The organism is Blastococcus sp. TF02-09 (assembly GCF_003319105.1).
GTDB lineage: Bacteria > Actinomycetota > Actinomycetes > Mycobacteriales > Geodermatophilaceae > Blastococcus.
The window spans coordinates 170,557-189,071 of record NZ_QOHH01000009.1; the positions used below are offsets into that span (position 1 = coordinate 170,557).

The window sequence follows — 18,515 nt, forward strand, 5'->3', positions numbered from 1 at the left end:
GGACACGCTCATTCCCCGCCCGGCGCCCGCCCTGCGGGTCGTCGTCCCCCCGCCGTCGGTGGCAGCTCCGGCGCCGGCGCTCCGCGGGGGCTTCCGGCCGGGCGCCGGCTGGCCCGGCCTCGCGGTGGGGGAGCTGACCGGGTAGTCAGCGCTATGTCCAGCGGTCGATGAACTCGACCGCGGCGGCGTTGACGTCGTCGGGGTGGGTGGCGCTCAGGAAGTGCTGACCGCCGTCGATCACCTGGAGCTCGGCGTGCGGGCTGTTGACGAACAGCTCGATCTCGGCCGCGGCGTTCGGCACCGAGTAGACGCGGTCCGCCGTGCCGTGCATCCACAGGACCGGGCACCGCACGCCGTCCAGGCGGGCGTGCAGGCCGTCGCGGTCGCGCAGGTTGATGCTGGCGATGCGCAGCCGCTCGCGTCCGTCGTCGCCGGTGTAGTTCTGCTGGTGCGTCTCGTGCCAGAACGCGCGCTCGTCGGCCGGCACGTCCCCGCCGAAGCCCTCCGGCAGGACCGCGTCGACGAGCTCGATCGGGATGACCCAGTCGTCGCCGACGGGCGTGGCGAGTGCGTCGATGGCCGGCGTGCAGAACTCGACGCCGTTCCAGCAGCCCAGCTCGCGGCTGCGTTCGCTCTCGAAGTCCATCGAGGTGCCCAGCGGGACGATGCCCTTGACGGCGTCGGGCGCGAGCATGGCCATGCGCGCGGCGATCCAGCCGCCCTGGGAGGTGCCGAGGACGAACGCTTCGGGGATGCCGAGCGCGTCGAGCACCTGCAGCCCCGCGATGGCGGAGTCCCAGTAGGTGAACTGCCGGTAGGTGGCGCGGGTCCGGCCGTGGCCGTAGGGCTCGACGGCTAGCAGGTTGGCGGTGGCGGTGAGCTTGTGGTCGGCGAACTGGGGCCGGTACAGCTCGACGGACGTGGTGAAGGAGTTGACCATCACCAGCGTGGGGAGCGACGGGTCGTAGGCCGCCCCCAACCGGTAGCCGATGGTCGAGCCACCGAGGTGGGGGATCTGCACGGTGTCCGTGGTGGTCATGGTCTCCCTCGTCGTCGTCGACTGCGGGGCGGCGGCGCACTCGGCGGCCTGCTCGGTCCGGCCATCGTGGCGGCGGGCAGAGCGCCGGTCAATCGCCTACCGCGCGCCCGCGGGCATCCCCGTGCGGGCCGGTCGCCGGTGACGATCCGGACTCGCCCGTCCAGGTGAACGAGACTGCGGAGCGGCCCCGACGCGCCGATTCGTGTCGGAGGTGTCGGCTACCCCTACGGCCAGGCAGGGTGCTGGGCGACGACGGTGGGAAGGACGAGCGATGCAGCGACTCGACGGGCGGCTGGTACTCAGCCCGACCGACCTGACCGCTCACCAGGAGTGCCGGCACCTGACCCGGCTCGACCTAGGCGTGGCGGCGGGGGAGTGGGCGGCGCCGGCTGAGCCCGCTTCGGCAGAGACGCAGTTCGTCTTCGACCGGGGCCTGGAGCACGAGCGGAAGTACCTGGCGTCGCTGCAGGCCCGCGGGCTCTCGGTCACTGAGATCGCCGCCGGCTCCGGGCTCGAGGGCCGACGGCGGGCGGAGGCCGAGACCGTCGAGGCGATGCGCAGCGGCGTCGACGTCGTCTACCAGGGGACCTTCTTCGACGGGGCCTGGGGCGGGCAGGCCGACTTCCTGCTGCGGGTCGAGACGCCGTCGGTGTTCGGCAGCTGGTCGTACGAGATCGCCGACACGAAGCTGGCCCGCAAGCTCAAGGTGGCGGCGCTGCTGCAGATGGCCACTTACGCCGAGCGGCTGACCGTGCTGCAGGGAGTCGAGCCGGCTTTCGTGCACGTGGTGACCGGGGACGGCAAGTCGCGGCCGTGGCGGCTGGTCGACGTCGCCGCCTATGCCCGCCGGGCGCGGGCCCGGCTGTCTGTGTTCGCCGAGGATCCGCCGGTCACCGGCCCCTCGCCGATCGCGCACTGCCAGCAGTGCCGCTGGGCTGACCGCTGCGATGCCGAGCTGCGGGAGTCCGACGACCTCGGCCTCGTCGCGGGGATGCGCGGCGATCACCGCGACGCGCTGCGGGCGGTCGGCATCCCGACGATGGCGGCGCTGGCTGCGGCGTCGCCGGAGCTGCTGCGGTCGTCCGGGATCGGGGTGGACGCGCGGACGCGGCTGCAGCAGCAGGCGGCCGAGCAGCTCAAGGAGCGGGCGTCCGGTCAGCCGTCGCGGACGCTGCTGCCGCCGGTCGAGGGCCTGGGGCTGCTCCGGCTGCCACCGCCGTCGCCGGGCGACCTGTACCTCGACTTCGAGGGCGACCCCTGGTTCGAGGACGGCTCCGGGCTGGAGTACCTCGCCGGCCTCGGCGACCGCTCGGGTGCGTTCACTCCGCTGTGGGCGCACGACCGGGCCGCGGAGAAGGCGATGCTCACCGAGCTGATCGACCGGCTGGTGGCCGCGGTGGCGAGCGACCCGGGCATGCACGTCTATCACTACGCGCCCTACGAGGTGACCGCGCTCAAGAAGCTGGCCGGCGGCTACGGCGTGCGCGAGGCGGAGCTCGACCAGCTGCTGCGCGAGGAGCGGTTCGTCGACCTCTATCCCGTCGTCCGGCAGTCGATGCGGATCAGCAAGGAGTCGTACTCGATCAAGAAGGTCGAGGCCTTCTACGGCCGGGAGCACGGGGGAGAGGTGGCCAGCGCGCTGGGCAGCGTCCTGGAGTACGAGGCGTGGCTGGCCGACGGCGACGACGCCCGGCTGGCCGCGATCGAGTCATACAACAAGGACGACGTCGACTCCACCCGCGAGCTGCACGACTGGCTGGAGGCTCAGCGCTCTGCACTTAAGGCGGTGCACGGTGCGCTGCCGCGGCCCTCGTGGGTGACCGCTGAGCCGGACCCGAAGGTCACCGAGGCGCAGGCGGCCGAGCTGGAGCTGTCAGCGCGGCTGCACGAGGCCGGGCACGGGCTGCTGGGCGACCTGGTGGGCTGGCACCGCCGCGAGGACAAGCCGGCCTGGTGGGAGGTCTTCCGGCTGCGCTCACTCGATCGCGAGGCGCTGATCGACGACGGCTCGGCGCTGGGCGGGCTGACCTTCGAGCGGTACGTGGGCCCGGACAAGCGGAGCCACCTCTACGAGTACTCGTTCCCGGTGCAGGACACGAAGCTGTCGGTCGGTGACGAGGCGCTGGACGTCGACACCGCGAAGAAGGCCGGCACGGTGCACACGATCGACGTCGCCAGATGTCGACTCGTCCTCAAGACGACGGCCGCCGCGCCGCCGTCGCCGCGGGGACTCGGTCCTGGCGGGCCGCTGAACACCCGCGGGCTCCGGGAGGCGATCGCGGCGACCGGCGACGTCGTGCTGGCCGGCCGCGACTGCCTGGGTGCCGCGCTGGTGCAGCGTCGCGTTCCCGCGGGAACGCCGCTGCGCGAGGGCGAGTCGACGACCGATGCGATCGTGCGGCTCGGGCTGGCGCTCGACGGCGAGGTGCTGGCCATCCAGGGCCCGCCCGGCAGCGGCAAGACGACGGCGGCCGCCGCGCTGATCCGGGCGCTGCTGGACGCGGGCAAGAGGGTCGGGGTCACAGCGACCTCGCACGCGGTCATCGGCAACCTGCTCAAGGCGGCCGGGCGGCCGGCGCTGCAGAAGTGCGAGGAGTCCCAGCACTGCGGGGCGCCCGGCGTGGAGTGGTCGGCGGACAACGCGGTGGTCACGCGGCGGCTGGTGGACGGTGACGCCCGGCTCGTCGGGGGGACGGCCTGGTTCTGGACCCTTGCCGACGTCGCCGAGGCGGTGGACGTGCTGGTGGTCGACGAGGCGGGGCAGTTCTCGCTGGCCAACGCGGTGGCGGTGGCGCGGGGTGCGCGGTCGATGGTGCTGCTGGGCGATCCGCAGCAGCTCGCGCAGCCGTCGCAGGCGGTGCACCCGGGGGAGTCGGGCGCCTCGGCGCTGGAGCACCTGCTCGACGGGCACCCGACGATCCCGGCCGAGCGCGGGGTGTTCCTGGACCGGTCGTACCGGATGCACCCGGACCTGACGGCGTTCGTGTCGGAGCTGGCCTACGAGGGCCGGCTTCAATCCGCGGACGGCCGGGAGTCCGTGACGGTGCTGGGGGAGGGGCCGCTATCCGGCAGTGGGCTGCGGGTGCTGCCGGTGGATCACGAGCGGACGTGCGCGGACAAGAGCCAGCAGGAAGCCGACGCGGTGGCGCGGCTGTGGCACTCCGTGCAGGGCTCGACGTGGCGGAACCACCTGGGGGAGGAGGCGCCGATCGGGCCGGCGGACGTGCTCGTGGTGGCGCCCTACAACCTGCAGGTCCGGCTGATCCAGGCGGCGCTGCCGGACGGCGCGCGGGTGGGGACCGTGGACAAGTTCCAGGGCCAGGAGGCGCCGGTGGTCATCTACTCGATGACCAGCACGAGCGCCGACGATGCGCCGCGCGGGGTGTCGTTCCTGTACGACCTGAACCGGCTGAACGTGGCCGTGTCACGGGCGCAGGCGCTGGCCTGCGTGGTGCTGAGCCCGGAGCTGCTGGACGCGCCGGTGCGGACGCCGGACCAGCTGCGCAAGGTGAACGCGCTGTGCCGGCTGGTGGAGTCGGCGACCGAGGTGGCGCTCGACTGACCGGGCTGCGCGGGGCGGATCGGGGCGTGGTCTGATGCCTGTCAGAGAGGCGGAGCCGGCGTCGGGGCCGGTGCGCTCGTTCGAGAGGTGGGCTCGTGGCCGGAACCGGTGAAGTGCTGCTCGAGGTGGACGGCGGCGTCGCGATCGTGACGCTCAACGCGCCGGACCGGCGCAACGCGCTGACGCCTGGGATGGCCGACGAGCTGATCGCGACCTTCGACGAGGTGGACGCCAAGCCGGAGGTCGGCGCGCTGGTCATCCGTGGCGTCGGCAGGTCGTTCTGCGCGGGCGGCGACGTCGCGACGCTGACCTCGGCCGGCAAGGACCCGGCCACGCCCGACGCCTACGAGGGCATGGGGAAGATATACGACTCCTTCTACCGACTCGGCCAGGTGAAGGTGCCCACGGTGGCGGCGGTGCGCGGCTCGGCGGTGGGCGCCGGCATGAACATGCTGCTGGCGGCCGACCTGCGGATCGTGGCTCGTGATGTGCGGCTGCTCGCCGGCTTCCTCAAGCGCGGGATGCACCCGGGCGGCGGGCACTTCGTGATCCTGTCCCGGCTGATCGGCCGTGAGGCCGCGGCGGCGATGGCGCTGTTCGGTGAGGAGATCAACGGCGACAAGGCCGTGGAGCTCGGGCTGGCCTGGGAGGCGCTGGACGACGCCGCGGTCGAGGACCGCGCGATCGAGCTGGCGCAGCGCGTGGCAGCCGACCCTGAGCTGTCGCGGGTGGCGGTGGGCAACTTCCGCAAGGAGGTCGTCAACGGCGCGATCCCGTGGGATGTCGCCATGCAGTCCGAGCGCCCCGCGCAGATGTGGTCGATGCGCCGTTCGGCTGGTTAATGGAGCCCGGTCGAGGGGTCCTCGCATCAATCCTTTGGCGGGCTCGAAAGTCACTCCACAACGACCGCTAGGAGGCGCCCCACAACCAGCAACGTCCTCGGTCGATCGACGTCAATCCGCCTCAAGCGATGCACGGGAGGGGCCTCTGGGCGTCTCTTCGGCAGACCCAAGCACCCCGCCCGGCGGCAATCTCACTGACTGGGGGGGGGCTAACGATGGCTGAGATCGCCAGCTTGGTGGTGGGCCACCCTCCGACGCGGGGGTCGTCGTGGTCGGCGTGGACGTCGCCGGAAGCACGGTTCAGCGCCTCATCGCAGAGAGCCAGCAGCGGCTCTCCGGGCTAGTCCGAGAGGGCCTGCTCGACGCTGGCTCGACCCCTCGGGGCCCTTGGCAACGATCTGAACGGGCATGCGTCCACCCCGCGAGGCTCGCTCCACGTATCGGATTCAACACCACCGGCGATCCCGCCTCGGGAGAGCACCTCCGGGGGTGTGACGTCCGTGCTCGGTGTAGCTGGCGTGTCAACTCGGCCACCTGACTACTGCCAGCCCCGGCGATCGTACAACCGCACAGGCGTAGCAAACCGTGTGCAGGGCGCCGCGATGTGCGACAGCCAGCTTGCGGTCGCGTGCGCAAGCGCCCCCGCTGGCGACAGCTCGGGATCGGCGCCGTGCCGGTTGGGTGACGCTGAGACAAGTAGCCCGACGTGGTAGGCCCCGGACCGGTTGCGCCAGAAACGTATCGATACCGCCTAGGGTTCCTGACCGGAACGCCTGAGGGCCCGAGGAGTGACGTGACTGTCAGTAGCAGTGCCATTAGCAACGCCTACGCGATGTTCGTCGGGCTACTCCGTCAGGACAAGTCGCCAGAGGCTGCCGAGGCGGCCATGCGCGATCTGATGCCTAACGACGAGCTGATACAAGCCGTCGTCAAGCGGTACCACGAGACGGCGCAAGGCATCATCGCCGCCAGGGATCCCAATACCCTGTCGGACCCAAACAAGATAATCCCTTGGTACACGGGGTCGCGCCCCGCGGACGACTTCTGGCCTGCACTCGAGCGGGCCCTCGCCGATGCCGGATCACTCGGACAGGTCGGACTCGAGTCGCTCGACCGCGCGTCCACGAAAGTGGTGGCGAGCCTTCCCGCGCCTTGGAGGAGGGAGTTCCGCGGCCGAGGGCTCGTCCTCGGATATGTGCAGAGTGGCAAGACGTCGAACTTCACGGCCGTGATATCAAAGGCCGCCGATGCCGGATACAGGCTGTTCATTGTCCTGTCAGGGATTCACAACAACCTGCGATGCCAGACTCAGGTTCGTCTGGATGAGCAGCTCGTTGGTCTGAATCCTAAGCGCTGGATCGGGCTCACGAGCGATGAAGCCGACTTCGGAAATCCGGGCAACGCCGACGCCCTTCTCGCCCAGGACCAGCTGAGAGTGCTGGCGGTGGTGAAGAAAAACAAGACCAGGCTCACCAACCTTTGCGAATGGCTGGAGAGTGCCTCAAAGTCGACGCGTCAAAACTGCCCCATCCTGATAATTGATGACGAAGCCGATCAGGCCAGTGTCAATACCAAGGGTGCGGACCGAGCGCAGATCAACAAACTTATCCTCCGCCTCCTGAACCAGCCAAAGGCAGCATACGTCGGCTACACCGCCACCCCGTTCGCCAATATCTTCATTGACCCGTCTGTCCCGGAAGACTTGTATCCGAGCGACTTTATTGTCGACCTTCCGCGGCCCGCTGCATACTTCGGCGCTGAGCGTCTCTTCGGGCGCGATCCCCTCACTGAGGAGGAGGCGGAGCAGGGCACGGACGGTCTGGACGTCGTTTCGGCGGTGCCCCTAGACGAGGCTGCAGACCTGCGGCCCCCGCGAAAGAAGGCCGATCGGGACCTGTGGCAGCCCAAGATCACCTCGACGCTTCACGAGGCGATCGCTTGGTTTGTGCTGGCTACAGCTACTCGGCGGGCGCGGGGACAGGGTGGGCGCCATTCCTCAATGCTGATTCATACCACACAGCTGTCGTCGATTCACTTTCGCTACAGAGATCCGATTGAGCAGGAGATTGAGAGGCTGCGCACCGCCACCGCACGACCAATGCTTCGGGAAGTTTGGGAGAAGCAGACGGCACGAGTCTCGGCAAGAGAACTCGGTGAGCTTTCCCTCACTTTCGAGGAAGTCGAGCGAGAGCTCTCTGGTGTGTTCAATGACGTGGAGGTCGTCGTCGACAACTTTCAGAGCACGGATCGACTCGACTATGGAGGCACCCCCAAGGTCGTCATTGTGCTGGGTGGAAACACCCTCTCTCGGGGCCTGACTCTCGAGGGCCTTGTCGTGAGTTACTTCTTGCGTACGGCGAGTGCATACGACACGCTCCTCCAGATGGGAAGGTGGTTTGGTTACCGCCCAGGCTACTCGGATCTGCCTCGCATCTGGATGACGCAGGACCTCGCCGAGTACTTCCAGTTCTTAGCGACCGTCGAGGCCGAGATAAGACTGGACATCTCCCGCTACGAGCGCGAGGATCTAACTCCTCGGGAATTTGCTGTTCGCGTGCGGACGCATCCGCAGCTTGCCATCACGTCAGCCTTAAAGATGAAGGCGGCTGAAGACGTTGCGGTGTCTTACAGCGGCAGGCGGATACAGACCATTCTGTTCAACCACCGAGACCGGGACTGGCTTGCTGACAACATCCGCGCGAGTCGGCGCCTGCTCGGAGCGGCCGAACGCGCGATCGCAAGGAGTCCGCGGGAAGCCGGCAGCAATCGGTACGTCTACGATGACGTCCCCGTCGGAGCGGTCCTGGACTTCCTCGGCGGCTACCGGTTCCATCAAGATGCCCAAGACCTGGTTGCTGACCGTATCGCTGACTACATCCGCCGACAGAACGGGTTCGGTGAACTGGAGCGATGGAATATTGCTGTAGTTACACGAGGACCTGACCACCTCGGCCGGAAGATCGACCTAGGTGGCGGCATCCCCCAAGTCGGTCTCATCAACCGTGCTGCGATGAAGATCGTGGCGAAGCCACACGCGAACATCAAGTCACTGATGTCGCACGAGGACCGTGTGGCCGATCTTGAGCACTTGGACGCGCCCACCGTGCGGGCGATGTCGGATGTGGAGCTCCAAGAGGCGCGGCCTGCAGGGGTAGGACTGTTGGTCCTCTACCCAATTGACAGGGACTCAAGGCCGCGGTTGAGGTCCAATTCCGCTGGCACTCAGGTGCGGACGGACTTGAGTGCCGTGGAAGACGTTATGGGCGTCGGCCTTGTTTTCCCTGAGGCTTCTGTCAAGGACTCGGCGGTTTCCTACAAGGCTGTCGGGCTGCCCTTGGGCGACGTCGAAGAATTCGATGATGCGGAAGAGCTCGAGCTGGTCGACATCGAGAGTATGGACACCGAGTCCAGCCTCAACGGCATCGAGGCATAGGTGCGCGACGACCTTACGGCAGCGTTCCACGCACTGTCCCAGTCCCGAGAAGCGGGTGAGCAGCTGATGCTGTCAGTCCTTCCGGTGACAACGCCTGAAGGAAGGGTGGCCGCGGCCCTCAGCTTCGAGGGGACTCGTCACCTCCTGGTGCCGATCCCCGTGGGGACACCCGTGGCGTCGGACCGACGATCCAAGTCAGTGACGATCGAGCGTAGAGAGTTGATTGTGGAAGGGGATCGTCGCCTCTACATCGACGTCGCTTGTCATCAGCCCGAGCTAGGTGACCTTTTTGAGCGCCTAGCGTCGGAGATCTGCGAACGCTTGGCAGCCAAGCCGCAGGACTATCTGCTTATCCCGAGCCGGACGCTATCCCGGTGGCGGCAGCTCTTGGAGGATGGCAGGGAGCCACTGTCGGCCAGTCAGCTCGTTGGTGTCTTCGGCGAGCTGTGGGTGCTGCGGCGGATGGTAGAAGTCGACCCACTTCGGCGGGTCGACCACTGGGGCGGCCCAAGCCGGGCGGTGCATGACTTCGGACGCGGAGGTATGGCGGTCGAGGTCAAGACTTCGACAGCTCGTAGCGGACGCATGGTGGAGATCCATGGTGCCGACCAGCTGGACGTCTCCTCTAATGGCAAGCTGGCTCTCGTCTATCTCCGAGTGCGTGAGTCCGCTGACGGGGTCAGTGTCGGAGGGCTTATTGCCGCCTTGGAAGCCGCCGGTGCCGATCCCGCAAGCTTGGATGAGCTGCTCACCGCCGCCGGGGTGCGGCATCGTCCCATGGGCCCCACGTTCGAGGTGGTCGAAGAGGCGTGGTTTTTAGTCGATGAGAACTTCCCTCGTATAACTCCATCGGCTTTCGTTGGCGGGATCGTTCCGGACGGCGTCCTGGCGCTCAACTACCGTCTCGACCTGTCGACCTCGCCGGCGCCCATGAGCGGCGCTGAGCAGTCGAGGTGGCTGAAGGAGTTGGCAGACTCGTGACGGAACTCGATCACTTCCCAGAGCCTCGCGCCGCACATGGTGGCTTGGCAGGCGAAGGGGCTCTCAACCTGCTCGGTAGGCCAGATCTCGACCCATTCGTGGTGCTTGTCCGAGAGGCTGTGCAAAACAGCTGGGACGCCCGGACCGGCGCTGGCCCGGTGACTGTCTCGGTCGAGCTTAACTCGGTTACTGACGAGCAGCGGAGCGCCCTGCGCTCCGACGTCTTCGCCAAGCTCCCTCCTAAGGGCGTCTACAGCGACGCCGTAGAGGGAGCGGACGTGGAGCTGTTCCGTCTTCTGGGGCAGAAAGATCTTCGTGTTCTCACGATTACTGATCGAGGAACCCGGGGGCTGGGTGGGCCGGTGAGGGCCGATCGGCCGGCGGAAGATGGCGATATTACGGACTTCGCGGATCTCGTTTTCAACATCGGTCAGCCATCCGACCGAGAGATGGGCGGGGGAACCTACGGCTTCGGCAAGACGATCAGTTACCTAGTCAGTCGGAGTCGCACTGTTCTCATCCACACCAGCACGGGCAATAAGGGCCGAACCCAACAGCGGTTGATCGCCCAGACGATCGGGCGCCAATACTCGTACAGGAACAGGAACTACACAGGACGTCACTGGTGGGGTGTCCAGAGGAATGACGGTTCAATCGAGCCCCTAATCGGTGATGCGGCTCGGCGCCTTGCAGCTCGAATCGGTCTACCCGGCTTTGCTACCTCCGAGACTGGCACGACGATTGCCATTCTGGGTCCGGATCTGGGTGGACAGTCTCCCGAACAGGTCTGCAACTACATCGCCGAGGCCATCGCTTGGAACTTCTGGCCCAAGATGGTTGCCAGTGACGGCAGTCGGCCGGACATGGTGTTCAACGTATCGATGGACGGTCGCACCGTGGAGGTTCCCGACCCTCGCCGAACGGCCCCCCTTGCGGCGTTTGCGCAGGCACTTGATGCCCTGCGCGCCTGTGACGACGAAGGGGCTTCGGCGGACGACTTCCCCATGCAGCGGGTCTCGAGGATTCGGTCCCAGAGGCCCAGCGCGGACCTCGGATGGCTGTCGATGAACGCCGTGCCGCTCGCGTCGCGGCAGCCGCTCGACTGTGGTCTGGATGATCATGAGCAGCCTCGGACCGCTGCCGCCTTCGAAGGGCCGGCTCACCATGTCGCTGTGATGCGTAGGGCGGAACTGGTCGTGCAATACCGTCCGGGTCCTGCACTTCCAGACAAGGGCTTGGAGTGGGCAGGCGTCTTCAGAACTTCCGTGGAGGCTGACGGCGCCTTCGCGGCCGCTGAACCACCCACTCACGACGACTGGAGGCCAAGCCTAGTTAGCGAGAGAAGGCAGCGGACATACGTCAACGTCGCCCTGCGAGACATCAAGGCCGCGGCTGAAAGCGCCTTCGCGCCTGCGTTACAGCAGAGCGGGGCCAAGGTTGAGGCATCCGGCGTCGTAGTTGCCGATCAGCTTGGAGAGCTGATCAGCCTCGCGCCTGGAACCGGCGCCTCACGACGGAGGCCTGCGATGGGCCGCCACCGGACGTCCGGAAGCCCTACGGCTCGCGTCGAGATCGGGCGCCGCTGGCTGGAGACCAGCGCCGATGGGCAATCCCACCTGTGCGTTGAGTTCGCCGTCGTTGCCCAGCAGGGGACCAAGGGCAGTCTGGTCTCCGCTGTGGTGGGTGCCGCTGGCCCGGACGGGGTCTCGATGGAGAGGGACGCTCCCCTGGGCGCCCCCGTACCTATCGTCCTGGGCTTCTGGAAGGGAAGCCGACAGGTCGGCGACCAGGCGGTGGAGGTGCCTGCCGATGATCGGGGGAAGTGGTGCCTGCGTGTGTTGCAACCCGCTGATGTGGGAACGGTGGTCGACTTGCGCGTTGAGCCGGCGGAGGGAGCGGCATGAGGCTTGTTGCGCTGCCGTACCTCCAAGTGGAGACACCGCCTGAGTGCGGGCCGTGGATTGTGGAGATGCGGGGGAGTCGACAACCGCTGCCCGACGTGCTCAAGGGGTGGGATTACAGCACCGCTCTGCGTCTTGAGTGCACTGTTCGGCTGTCTCGCCGTGAAATCCTGGCGGAGTGTGGCCTGTCGGAGGACGCAGAATTGTCGTTGGCTGTCAGGTGGTCTGCCTCGTCCACGAACGTTCGACGCCTCGGTTCACAGGTCCGCATCGAGGGAAGTCGCAGTCTTAACCTTGCGTTCGACGTGCCAGCTGGGACGGCGGGCGGAAGGCTCGCTCTCGAGCGCCTGATCGTCCTCAACCATGGAGGGAATGTTCGGCAGTCTCTGGCCGCGGAAAAGCCCGGTTCGGTGTTGTGGCGCGAGCCGCGCGACGATCAAGCCGTTTGCGCCCTTGAGGGCGACGCCGCGCGATTCCCGACGGATGTCATGGATTTCGAGCAGACAGGTCTCGGTGACGCAGGGGGCGTGTGGTGGCTGCACCATGACCTTTCGGACCTCGACGCGAACCCTTTGTCTTGCCTCCGCATACGGATCAATAGCGCGCACCCTGCAGGGAGCAGACTCGTCGACGGGAGTCCCGAGGCATCTGACGCGCGAAGCGCTCTCTACTGGGACGTGAACCGCCTGTTGGTACACGCGGCGCTGGACTCGGACGAATTCGTGACCGGCTGGGGAGCCTTCCGGGTCGGCTCTCTCGGCCACACGCTCGAGCAGCTGTGTCGTCGACTCTGGCCCTACCAGGACGCGCGGGCGCTGCGCGCCTCTCGAGCCAATGACCGAGGTCGATTCGAGGTAAGCCTGCAAGCTCGGGTCGGTCTGTTCACCGAGGCGGCTGGGTGACCGTCGTGTATGTCTATCCCCGCCTCTCCGAGCCCGCTGCCCGCCAGCTAATGGCGGAGTATGCCGAGCTGTCACCCGCTTCCCTCCGGGAGCGTGCCAGCTTTCGGCACCCTGAGGCGGCTCCAGTAGCCGTCGGAGGGCCTCCTGTGCCAGAGGAGGTTGTCGCGCACCTCGCTGCCGGCATCCGTGAGCTCGCCGACAGTCTCGGGTTCCCGGAGCCGCTCAACCGCGCGCACATCGGCGACTTCGACAGACCCGCCACCGCCCTAGTGCACGACCGGATGGCCATCCTTCCCTCCGATGCCGCGTCCGAGGAGGTGTGGAACTTCTTGTCCCTCGTAGTGCTGCCCGACGTGAGCGTGTGGCGTTGGCCGGCACGCGCGGAAGAGCGTTTGCTTGGTCGCCCGAGGAACGTCTTGCGCCGGCTGTGGTGGCGGGCAGAGGTGGTCGGTGTGGACCTCATCAATTGCGCAGATGGCCTCGGCGAAGACGAGCTGGTCAACATCATGGAGCGCCCCACCCTGGCCGCGGATCGGCGCCTAGCCCAGTTGATCGGGGATGCCATCGTCAAGAGCCCCCGCGTGAACGTGGCTCGCAGTGAGGTGATGCGAGACCTCGCTAAGCGAATGCTCAGAACGCAGGGCGCATTCTGCTTGGACGTCCTGACTGAGCAAGATCTGACAGTTGTGGTACAGCGAGCGATGCGCCAATCGTTGGTCGCCCTTGGTCTTCCCTTGGACAAATCCAAGCCTGTTGTCGAGTTGCCGCCGCCTGCTCCCACGCACGTGCCTCAGCACGCCGACGCCCCGCCGCAGTTCACGGTGGATCGGGGGGTTCCCACTTGGGCCGTCGTCTACGTTCCCGGCGAGGCGCATGGAAAGGCATCGCCCGCCAACTGTCGATTTCGACCAGACAGCCCCCTGGCCACTCGTTACGTGACCCGCTACTTCGAGAGCCTCATCCGGACCGAGGCCCCAGTACACCTCGAAACGCTCTACCAGTCCTTCCGCCGGGACTGGGATGTCGATCCGTACGTGGGAAACATGCCTGAGGCGCTGGATCGAGCCCTGCGGCGGTCATCCATAGGAGGTCAGCGCGTATCCGTTGGGGCAGATGGCTTCGTGCGAGTGCCCGGACAGAGCGTGGACGTGGTGCGCGTGCCGTACGACGAGGATCCACGTCCGCCACACCGAGTACCTCCGGAGGAGATCCGTCTCGCAGTCCAGCACCTGCATGACGAGCTGCCTGATGCGACGGCCGAGCTTCTTGCAGCTCGGCTGAGCGCCCTGTTCGGGTGGCCCTCGGAGGCTGAGGCGCGCAGACGCATGGGGGAAACGGTCGGAACTTGATCGGCCAGCGAGGGTCTCCCAGACCCCATCCTTCGACGTGTGTGACGTTCGCGGCCTAAGGCCTTGAGGGACTCACCCACGGCATATCGTGGCGAGGTGCCTCTTCCGGTGTGTGATGGGTGAGCGTCCCGCGCCGCGTGACTCGACGGTCAGTGCGCAGATGCAGCGGATGCCGCGCAGGGACACGAAGCCCGAGGTGGCTCTGCGCCGGGACTTGCATGCCCGCGGCCTTCGCTTCCGCAAGGGGTACGGGGGACTCCCCGGACGGCCTGACGTCGCCTTCACGCGGGTTCGCTTGGCCGTCTTCGTCGATGGATGCTTCTGGCACCGATGCCCGATCCACGCAACGGCGCCGAAGAACAATGCAGCGTGGTGGGCGGCCAAGCTGGATGCGAACGTCTCGCGTGACCGTCGGCAGGACCAGCAGCTCAGGGACGCGGGCTGGACTGTCATACGTGTCTGGGAGCATGAGCCCGTCGGCCTCGCAGCAGACCGCATCGAGGCGATGTGGCGGGCTCTCCTTGGCGAGCCGCCGAGGTCCTGAGCTGTAGGTGTGAGAACCTGGGCTAGTTCGTAGCGACAAGGAGTCCGTGTGCCATCCAGCCGTCATCGGTCCGTAGCTCCTTCTGCAGCACGTCTCACCGAGTCCCTTCGGGACATCGGCTACGACTTCCCGTCAGCTGTTGCAGATCTCATTGACAACAGCGTCATGGCGGGCGCCGAGTGCATCGACGTCGTTATCCGGTTCGACGGTGCGAACACCACTGTCCTCATCTGTGACGATGGGTTAGGGATGAGCGCGAACGGCCTTGTCGAGGCTCTGCGCTTCGGTAGTCGCCGAACGTACGACTCCAGCGATCTCGGCCGTTACGGGCTGGGACTCAAGACGGCTTCTCTCTCCCAGTGCCGGAGCCTCACCGTCGTCAGTCGTCGTGTCTCCGGCGGGACCACGAGCGCACGAGAGCTCAACCTAGACACGATCATCGAGTGGGACGACTGGCTGATTACAGCTCCCTCCAAGGATCGAGTCCGAGAGGCTGAAGCGCTCTTGGGCGAAAACTCGGGCACTGTGGTTGTTTGGCGCAATCTTGACCGCGTGCTACCGGAGCGCAGTCCCGAGGGTGGCTGGGCGCGTCGTAGAATTGAGACCTTGGCCAAGAAGACTGCCGACCACTTGGCGATGGTGTTCCACCGCTTCCTGGAAGGGGCGGCAGAGCGCCGGCTGACGATCACGGTCAACGGCGAGAAACTTGCACCTTGGAATCCGTTCGCGCCGGAAGAGGAACACACCCAAAGACTAGGCCTTCAAAGCTTTGAGGTCACGCTGGGTGAGACGGTCGGCCAAGTACGACTTGACCGTTACATCCTGCCCGCCAAGGAACGCTTCAGTACTGCCGCGCGGTTCGAAGAGCTGTCTGGGCCTCTGAAGTGGAATAGACAGCAGGGACTTTACATCTACCGCGGGGACCGGTTAGTGCAGTGGGGCGGCTGGGCTGGTATCCGGGGTATCGACGAACACCTGAAACTGGCGCGGGCGGCGCTCGATTTTGATACGGAGCTCGACGACCTCTTCCAGATCAACGTAGCGAAAATGCGCGTTTCCGTTCCCGGGCAGATCAAGCAGTTGCTGGAGCGTCCTATCAACGACCTTTGCATAGCCGCCAACCAGGTGTACAGGGACCATTCAGGACGAGGGCGCAGGGATGACCAATTGAGCGGTTCGCTGGGCGGGGGGCAGCTGCCGGGCACGACTGGGCTCGCTCTCAGGTCAGCCGCGTTACAGGCCGGCGAGTACGAGGCGCTTAAGCGGATTGCCAGCCGCCTTGAAACAGTCGCCCCGGATGTCTGGCGGGCCTTGGGATTTGCAGCATCATGACGGAGAGTGATGCGACGCCAATCGTGAAGATCGAGGGTGCCGTCTTGAGTGGGCACACAACCTCGGTACCCACCCGATCAAGACCGGGGTACGGGGTCAAGCTTGTACGCGGCCCGTTCCTGAAGCTCTCACCGCACCGTAGCCGTGCCACGACGCGCGAGGAGCTGCTTGACGTGGTCGGGCGGTTACGGGAGGAGTCGGCAGGGGTTCGCATAGCCGCGGACTTGTTCAGCGGCGCTGGGGGAATCAGCCTCGGACTCGAGCGAGCCGGGTTCACCACCGTCGTAGCCGTGGATCACTACTCCGAGGCCGTGGAGACGCACGCCCATCATTTCCCTGGCATGAGTCTCGACTGGGATCTCGCAGATGTCGATCGCATTGAAGAGCTGGCAGACTTGTTGACCGCTGTCGACGTGGATGTGATTGCCGGCGGTCCGCCTTGTCAACCTTTTTCCAAGGCCGGCCGGTCCGGCATTAGGCACCGAGTTCGACACGGTCTCCGTGACCCTCACGACGAGCGAAGGGATCTATGGCGGTCCTTCCTCGAGGTCGTTGATTTGGTCCGGCCGCCGGCTGTGCTGATGGAGAACGTCCCAGACATGGCCCTTGACCGCGAGATGTTTATCCTGCGGTCGATGGTGGAGGAACTCGAGGGCCTCGAATACGGGGTCGAAGAGCGTATTGTGGATACGTGGCGCTACGGCGTTCCGCAGTTCCGGCAGCGACTTATTCTTGTGGCACTTCGAGACGGCCTGAGCTTCACTTGGCCGGAGGAGGCGGCGGAGCGCGTCTCCGTTTGGAATGCCATCGGCGACATGCCTGAAGTCGAGGGCGGGTGGCGCCCGGACGGCGGCGCTGAGGGTTGGGCGGAGTACGAGGGTCCGGTGACCTCCTTCCAGCGCACAATGCGGAAGGGGGTAAAGGGGAGCGACCGACGGAAGCTCTACGACCACATAACTCGGCCAGTGCGGGAGGATGACGCCCGGGTATTCGAGCTCATGGACTCGAATACTCGATACTCGGATCTTCCATCCGACATGAAGCGCTATCGCGACGACATATTCGACGACAAGTACAAGCGTCTCGACGAAAACGATCTGTCCCGAACTATCACTGCCCACATTGCCAAGGACGGCTACTGGTATATCCATCCTAGGCAGGGTCGGACTCTCACCGTCCGCGAGGCGGCGCGACTTCAGACCTTCCCAGATTGGTACCGCTTTGCTGGGCCGCCGTCAGCTGCGTTCAAACAAATTGGCAACGCGGTGCCTCCCTTGCTCGCTGAACGTCTTGGCGGTGCGATCCGAGAGGCGCTGGACGCTCCCGAGAAGGCGAACGCGTCGACGAAGCAGGTCGCAACGTCTCTGTCCACTTGGATCAGCAACACAGCCCCGCGAGGTGTCCCTTGGCTGAGAGCATCGACTAGGTGGCAGGTTGTGTCGGCGGAACTTCTGTTGGACAGGGCAACGTCTGATGTCATCAAATTCGTCTGGCCGATCCTAGAGTCGTGGGCGACGCCGGAGGCGACGCAAGATAACGATGAAGCGCTCCGTGAGATTGGCATTCAGATCGGTCGAGGCGGTCGCGCTGTACAGCTGCTCGAGCTTGCCGACTGGCTCGTCGAACATCCTGGCGCCCTCGAGGAGATGGACTCGGCGGCCGCGATCCCTGTCGCTCCCTCCGCTGTCCTCGAACTGGCATCATTAGTGGTTCCTGTGAGTGGGGAGGAGGAGTCTGAGGAGCCCGTCCTAACCACAAAGGGAGTGCTCCGCGTTGCTGCCCGAGTCAGTGGTGACAATGTTGACCGGAAGAACCGGCTGACGGACGGGCGCCTCGGGGTTGCCCGACTGATCGGCTTTGGGCCCGACGCTCGCGCGGCACACCTTGCACTCATCGAGGTGGCTGCCAGTGTCTGTCGACCGGTCGAACCTCTCTGTGACGTCTGCCCGCTCCAGGACGTGTGCAAGAGCTCTCGCGCCGAGGAAAGACGGGCGTCGATGCTTTTCTAGCCCTGGGTGCGCACTTGTTCGAGGGTTCGACGCAAAGGGAAATGCGTGGCGCGGGGATCGTAAAGCCGACTTGGGTGTCACCTTAACGGCTGCGGCCCCGTAGAGGCGACTAGAGACTTGGTTAGGACGACGATTCGCGCGAGATCAGTCGGGCTAGTTTCTTCAAGGCTTTGCCCTCGATCTGCCGGATGCGTTCTCTTGTTACGCCAAACACTCGACCGATCTCGCCTAAGGTCATGGGATCCGATTGGAAACCATGGCGCATCCTCAGAATCTGCTCTTCCCGCGGGTGTAGAGAGCCCAAGACATCAGTGACGCTCGGTCCCAAAGCGGCGGTTTTCCCCGCGTGGTCCTCGACGACAAGCGTGGCGATTGACTCGGCGGTCGCTTCATCCGCGAGGAGGAGATCAAGGGCGACAGGCTCTCGGGCGTACTGCTGGATCTCCAGCACCTTCTCCGGGGTGAGGTCGAGCTCCTTGGCCAGCTCCTCCGGGGTGGGCTCGCGGCCCAGGTCCTGGAGCAGCTCGCGCTGGATGCGGCCGAGCTTGTTGATGACCTCGACCATGTGCACCGGGATGCGGATGGTGCGGGCCTGGTCGGCCATGGCCCGGGTGATCGCCT

At 66.0% G+C, this 18,515-nt stretch carries 12 protein-coding genes; 9 read left to right on the plus strand and 3 right to left on the minus strand.

The features are described 5' to 3' along the window. Positions 1-151: 151 nt before the first annotated feature. Complete coding sequence (locus tag DQ239_RS14905; protein WP_113835200.1) at positions 152-1,039, minus strand: alpha/beta hydrolase; 888 nt, start codon at positions 1,037-1,039, stop codon at positions 152-154. A 271-nt stretch (positions 1,040-1,310) separates the two neighbouring features. On the opposite strand from DQ239_RS14905, the gene DQ239_RS14910 reads away from it, so the two are divergent. From DQ239_RS14910 to DQ239_RS14930, 5 genes are all read left to right on the plus strand, one after another. Beyond that, positions 1,311-4,601: a TM0106 family RecB-like putative nuclease gene (locus DQ239_RS14910; RefSeq protein ID WP_113835201.1), complete on the plus strand. Its 3,291-nt coding sequence runs from the start codon at positions 1,311-1,313 to the stop codon at positions 4,599-4,601. A 95-nt stretch (positions 4,602-4,696) separates the two neighbouring features. Next, complete coding sequence (locus DQ239_RS14915; RefSeq protein ID WP_113835202.1) at positions 4,697-5,443, plus strand: enoyl-CoA hydratase/isomerase family protein; 747 nt, start codon at positions 4,697-4,699, stop codon at positions 5,441-5,443. A 793-nt stretch (positions 5,444-6,236) separates the two neighbouring features. Then, a complete protein-coding gene (locus tag DQ239_RS14920; protein WP_113835203.1) occupies positions 6,237-8,876 on the plus strand; it encodes a Z1 domain-containing protein in 2,640 nt (879 codons plus the stop codon). Next, on the plus strand, positions 8,877-9,857 hold the full coding sequence (locus DQ239_RS14925) for a PD-(D/E)XK motif protein (RefSeq protein ID WP_113835204.1): 981 nt from the start codon (positions 8,877-8,879) through the stop codon (positions 9,855-9,857). Continuing rightward, on the plus strand, positions 9,854-11,761 hold the full coding sequence (locus DQ239_RS14930; RefSeq protein ID WP_147252134.1) for a hypothetical protein: 1,908 nt from the start codon (positions 9,854-9,856) through the stop codon (positions 11,759-11,761). The genes DQ239_RS14925 and DQ239_RS14930 overlap by 4 nt, the downstream gene beginning before the upstream one ends. Positions 11,762-12,015: 254 nt before the next feature. Here the strand turns inward: DQ239_RS14930 and DQ239_RS20140 are convergent, their stop codons facing one another. Beyond that, entirely contained in the window at positions 12,016-12,303 is a 288-nt protein-coding gene (locus DQ239_RS20140; protein ID WP_147252135.1) for a hypothetical protein, read from the minus strand. Between the two features lie 353 nt (positions 12,304-12,656). Here DQ239_RS20140 and DQ239_RS14940 point away from each other — a divergent pair, with 353 nt between their 5' ends. The 4 genes from DQ239_RS14940 to dcm all read left to right on the plus strand — a co-directional run bounded on the left by DQ239_RS14940 (position 12,657) and on the right by dcm (position 17,894). Then, a complete protein-coding gene (locus DQ239_RS14940) occupies positions 12,657-14,009 on the plus strand; it encodes a DUF6339 family protein (protein WP_147252136.1) in 1,353 nt (450 codons plus the stop codon). A gap of 115 nt (positions 14,010-14,124) precedes the next feature. Next, positions 14,125-14,553, plus strand: coding sequence for a very short patch repair endonuclease (locus tag DQ239_RS14945; RefSeq protein ID WP_255411243.1), 429 nt, complete (start codon positions 14,125-14,127; stop codon positions 14,551-14,553). Between the two features lie 48 nt (positions 14,554-14,601). After that, positions 14,602-15,885 carry an ATP-binding protein gene (locus tag DQ239_RS14950; protein ID WP_113835208.1) on the plus strand — a complete coding sequence of 428 codons (1,284 nt, stop codon included), beginning with the start codon at positions 14,602-14,604 and terminating at the stop codon, positions 15,883-15,885. Beyond that, a complete protein-coding gene (gene dcm, locus DQ239_RS14955; protein ID WP_113835209.1) occupies positions 15,882-17,894 on the plus strand; it encodes a DNA cytosine methyltransferase in 2,013 nt (670 codons plus the stop codon). The genes DQ239_RS14950 and dcm overlap by 4 nt, the downstream gene beginning before the upstream one ends. Before the next feature lie 121 nt (positions 17,895-18,015). Here dcm and DQ239_RS14960 read toward each other — a convergent pair. Next, positions 18,016-18,515 (minus strand): sigma-70 domain-containing protein (locus DQ239_RS14960; RefSeq protein ID WP_304543593.1); only part of this gene is annotated, 500 nt, incomplete at its 5' end.

Bases quoted from the DNA above. Each gene is read 5' to 3' on its own strand.
- DQ239_RS14945 (WP_255411243.1), top strand. From the start codon at position 14,125: ATGGGTGAGCGTCCCGCGCCGCGTGACTCGACGGTCAGTGCGCAGATG.
- DQ239_RS14910 (WP_113835201.1), top strand. From the start codon at position 1,311: ATGCAGCGACTCGACGGGCGGCTGGTACTCAGCCCGACCGACCTGACC.
- DQ239_RS14905 (WP_113835200.1), bottom strand. From the start codon at position 1,039: ATGACCACCACGGACACCGTGCAGATCCCCCACCTCGGTGGCTCGACC.
- DQ239_RS20140 (WP_147252135.1), bottom strand. From the start codon at position 12,303: ATGGTGCAGCCACCACACGCCCCCTGCGTCACCGAGACCTGTCTGCTC.
- dcm (WP_113835209.1), top strand. From the start codon at position 15,882: ATGACGGAGAGTGATGCGACGCCAATCGTGAAGATCGAGGGTGCCGTC.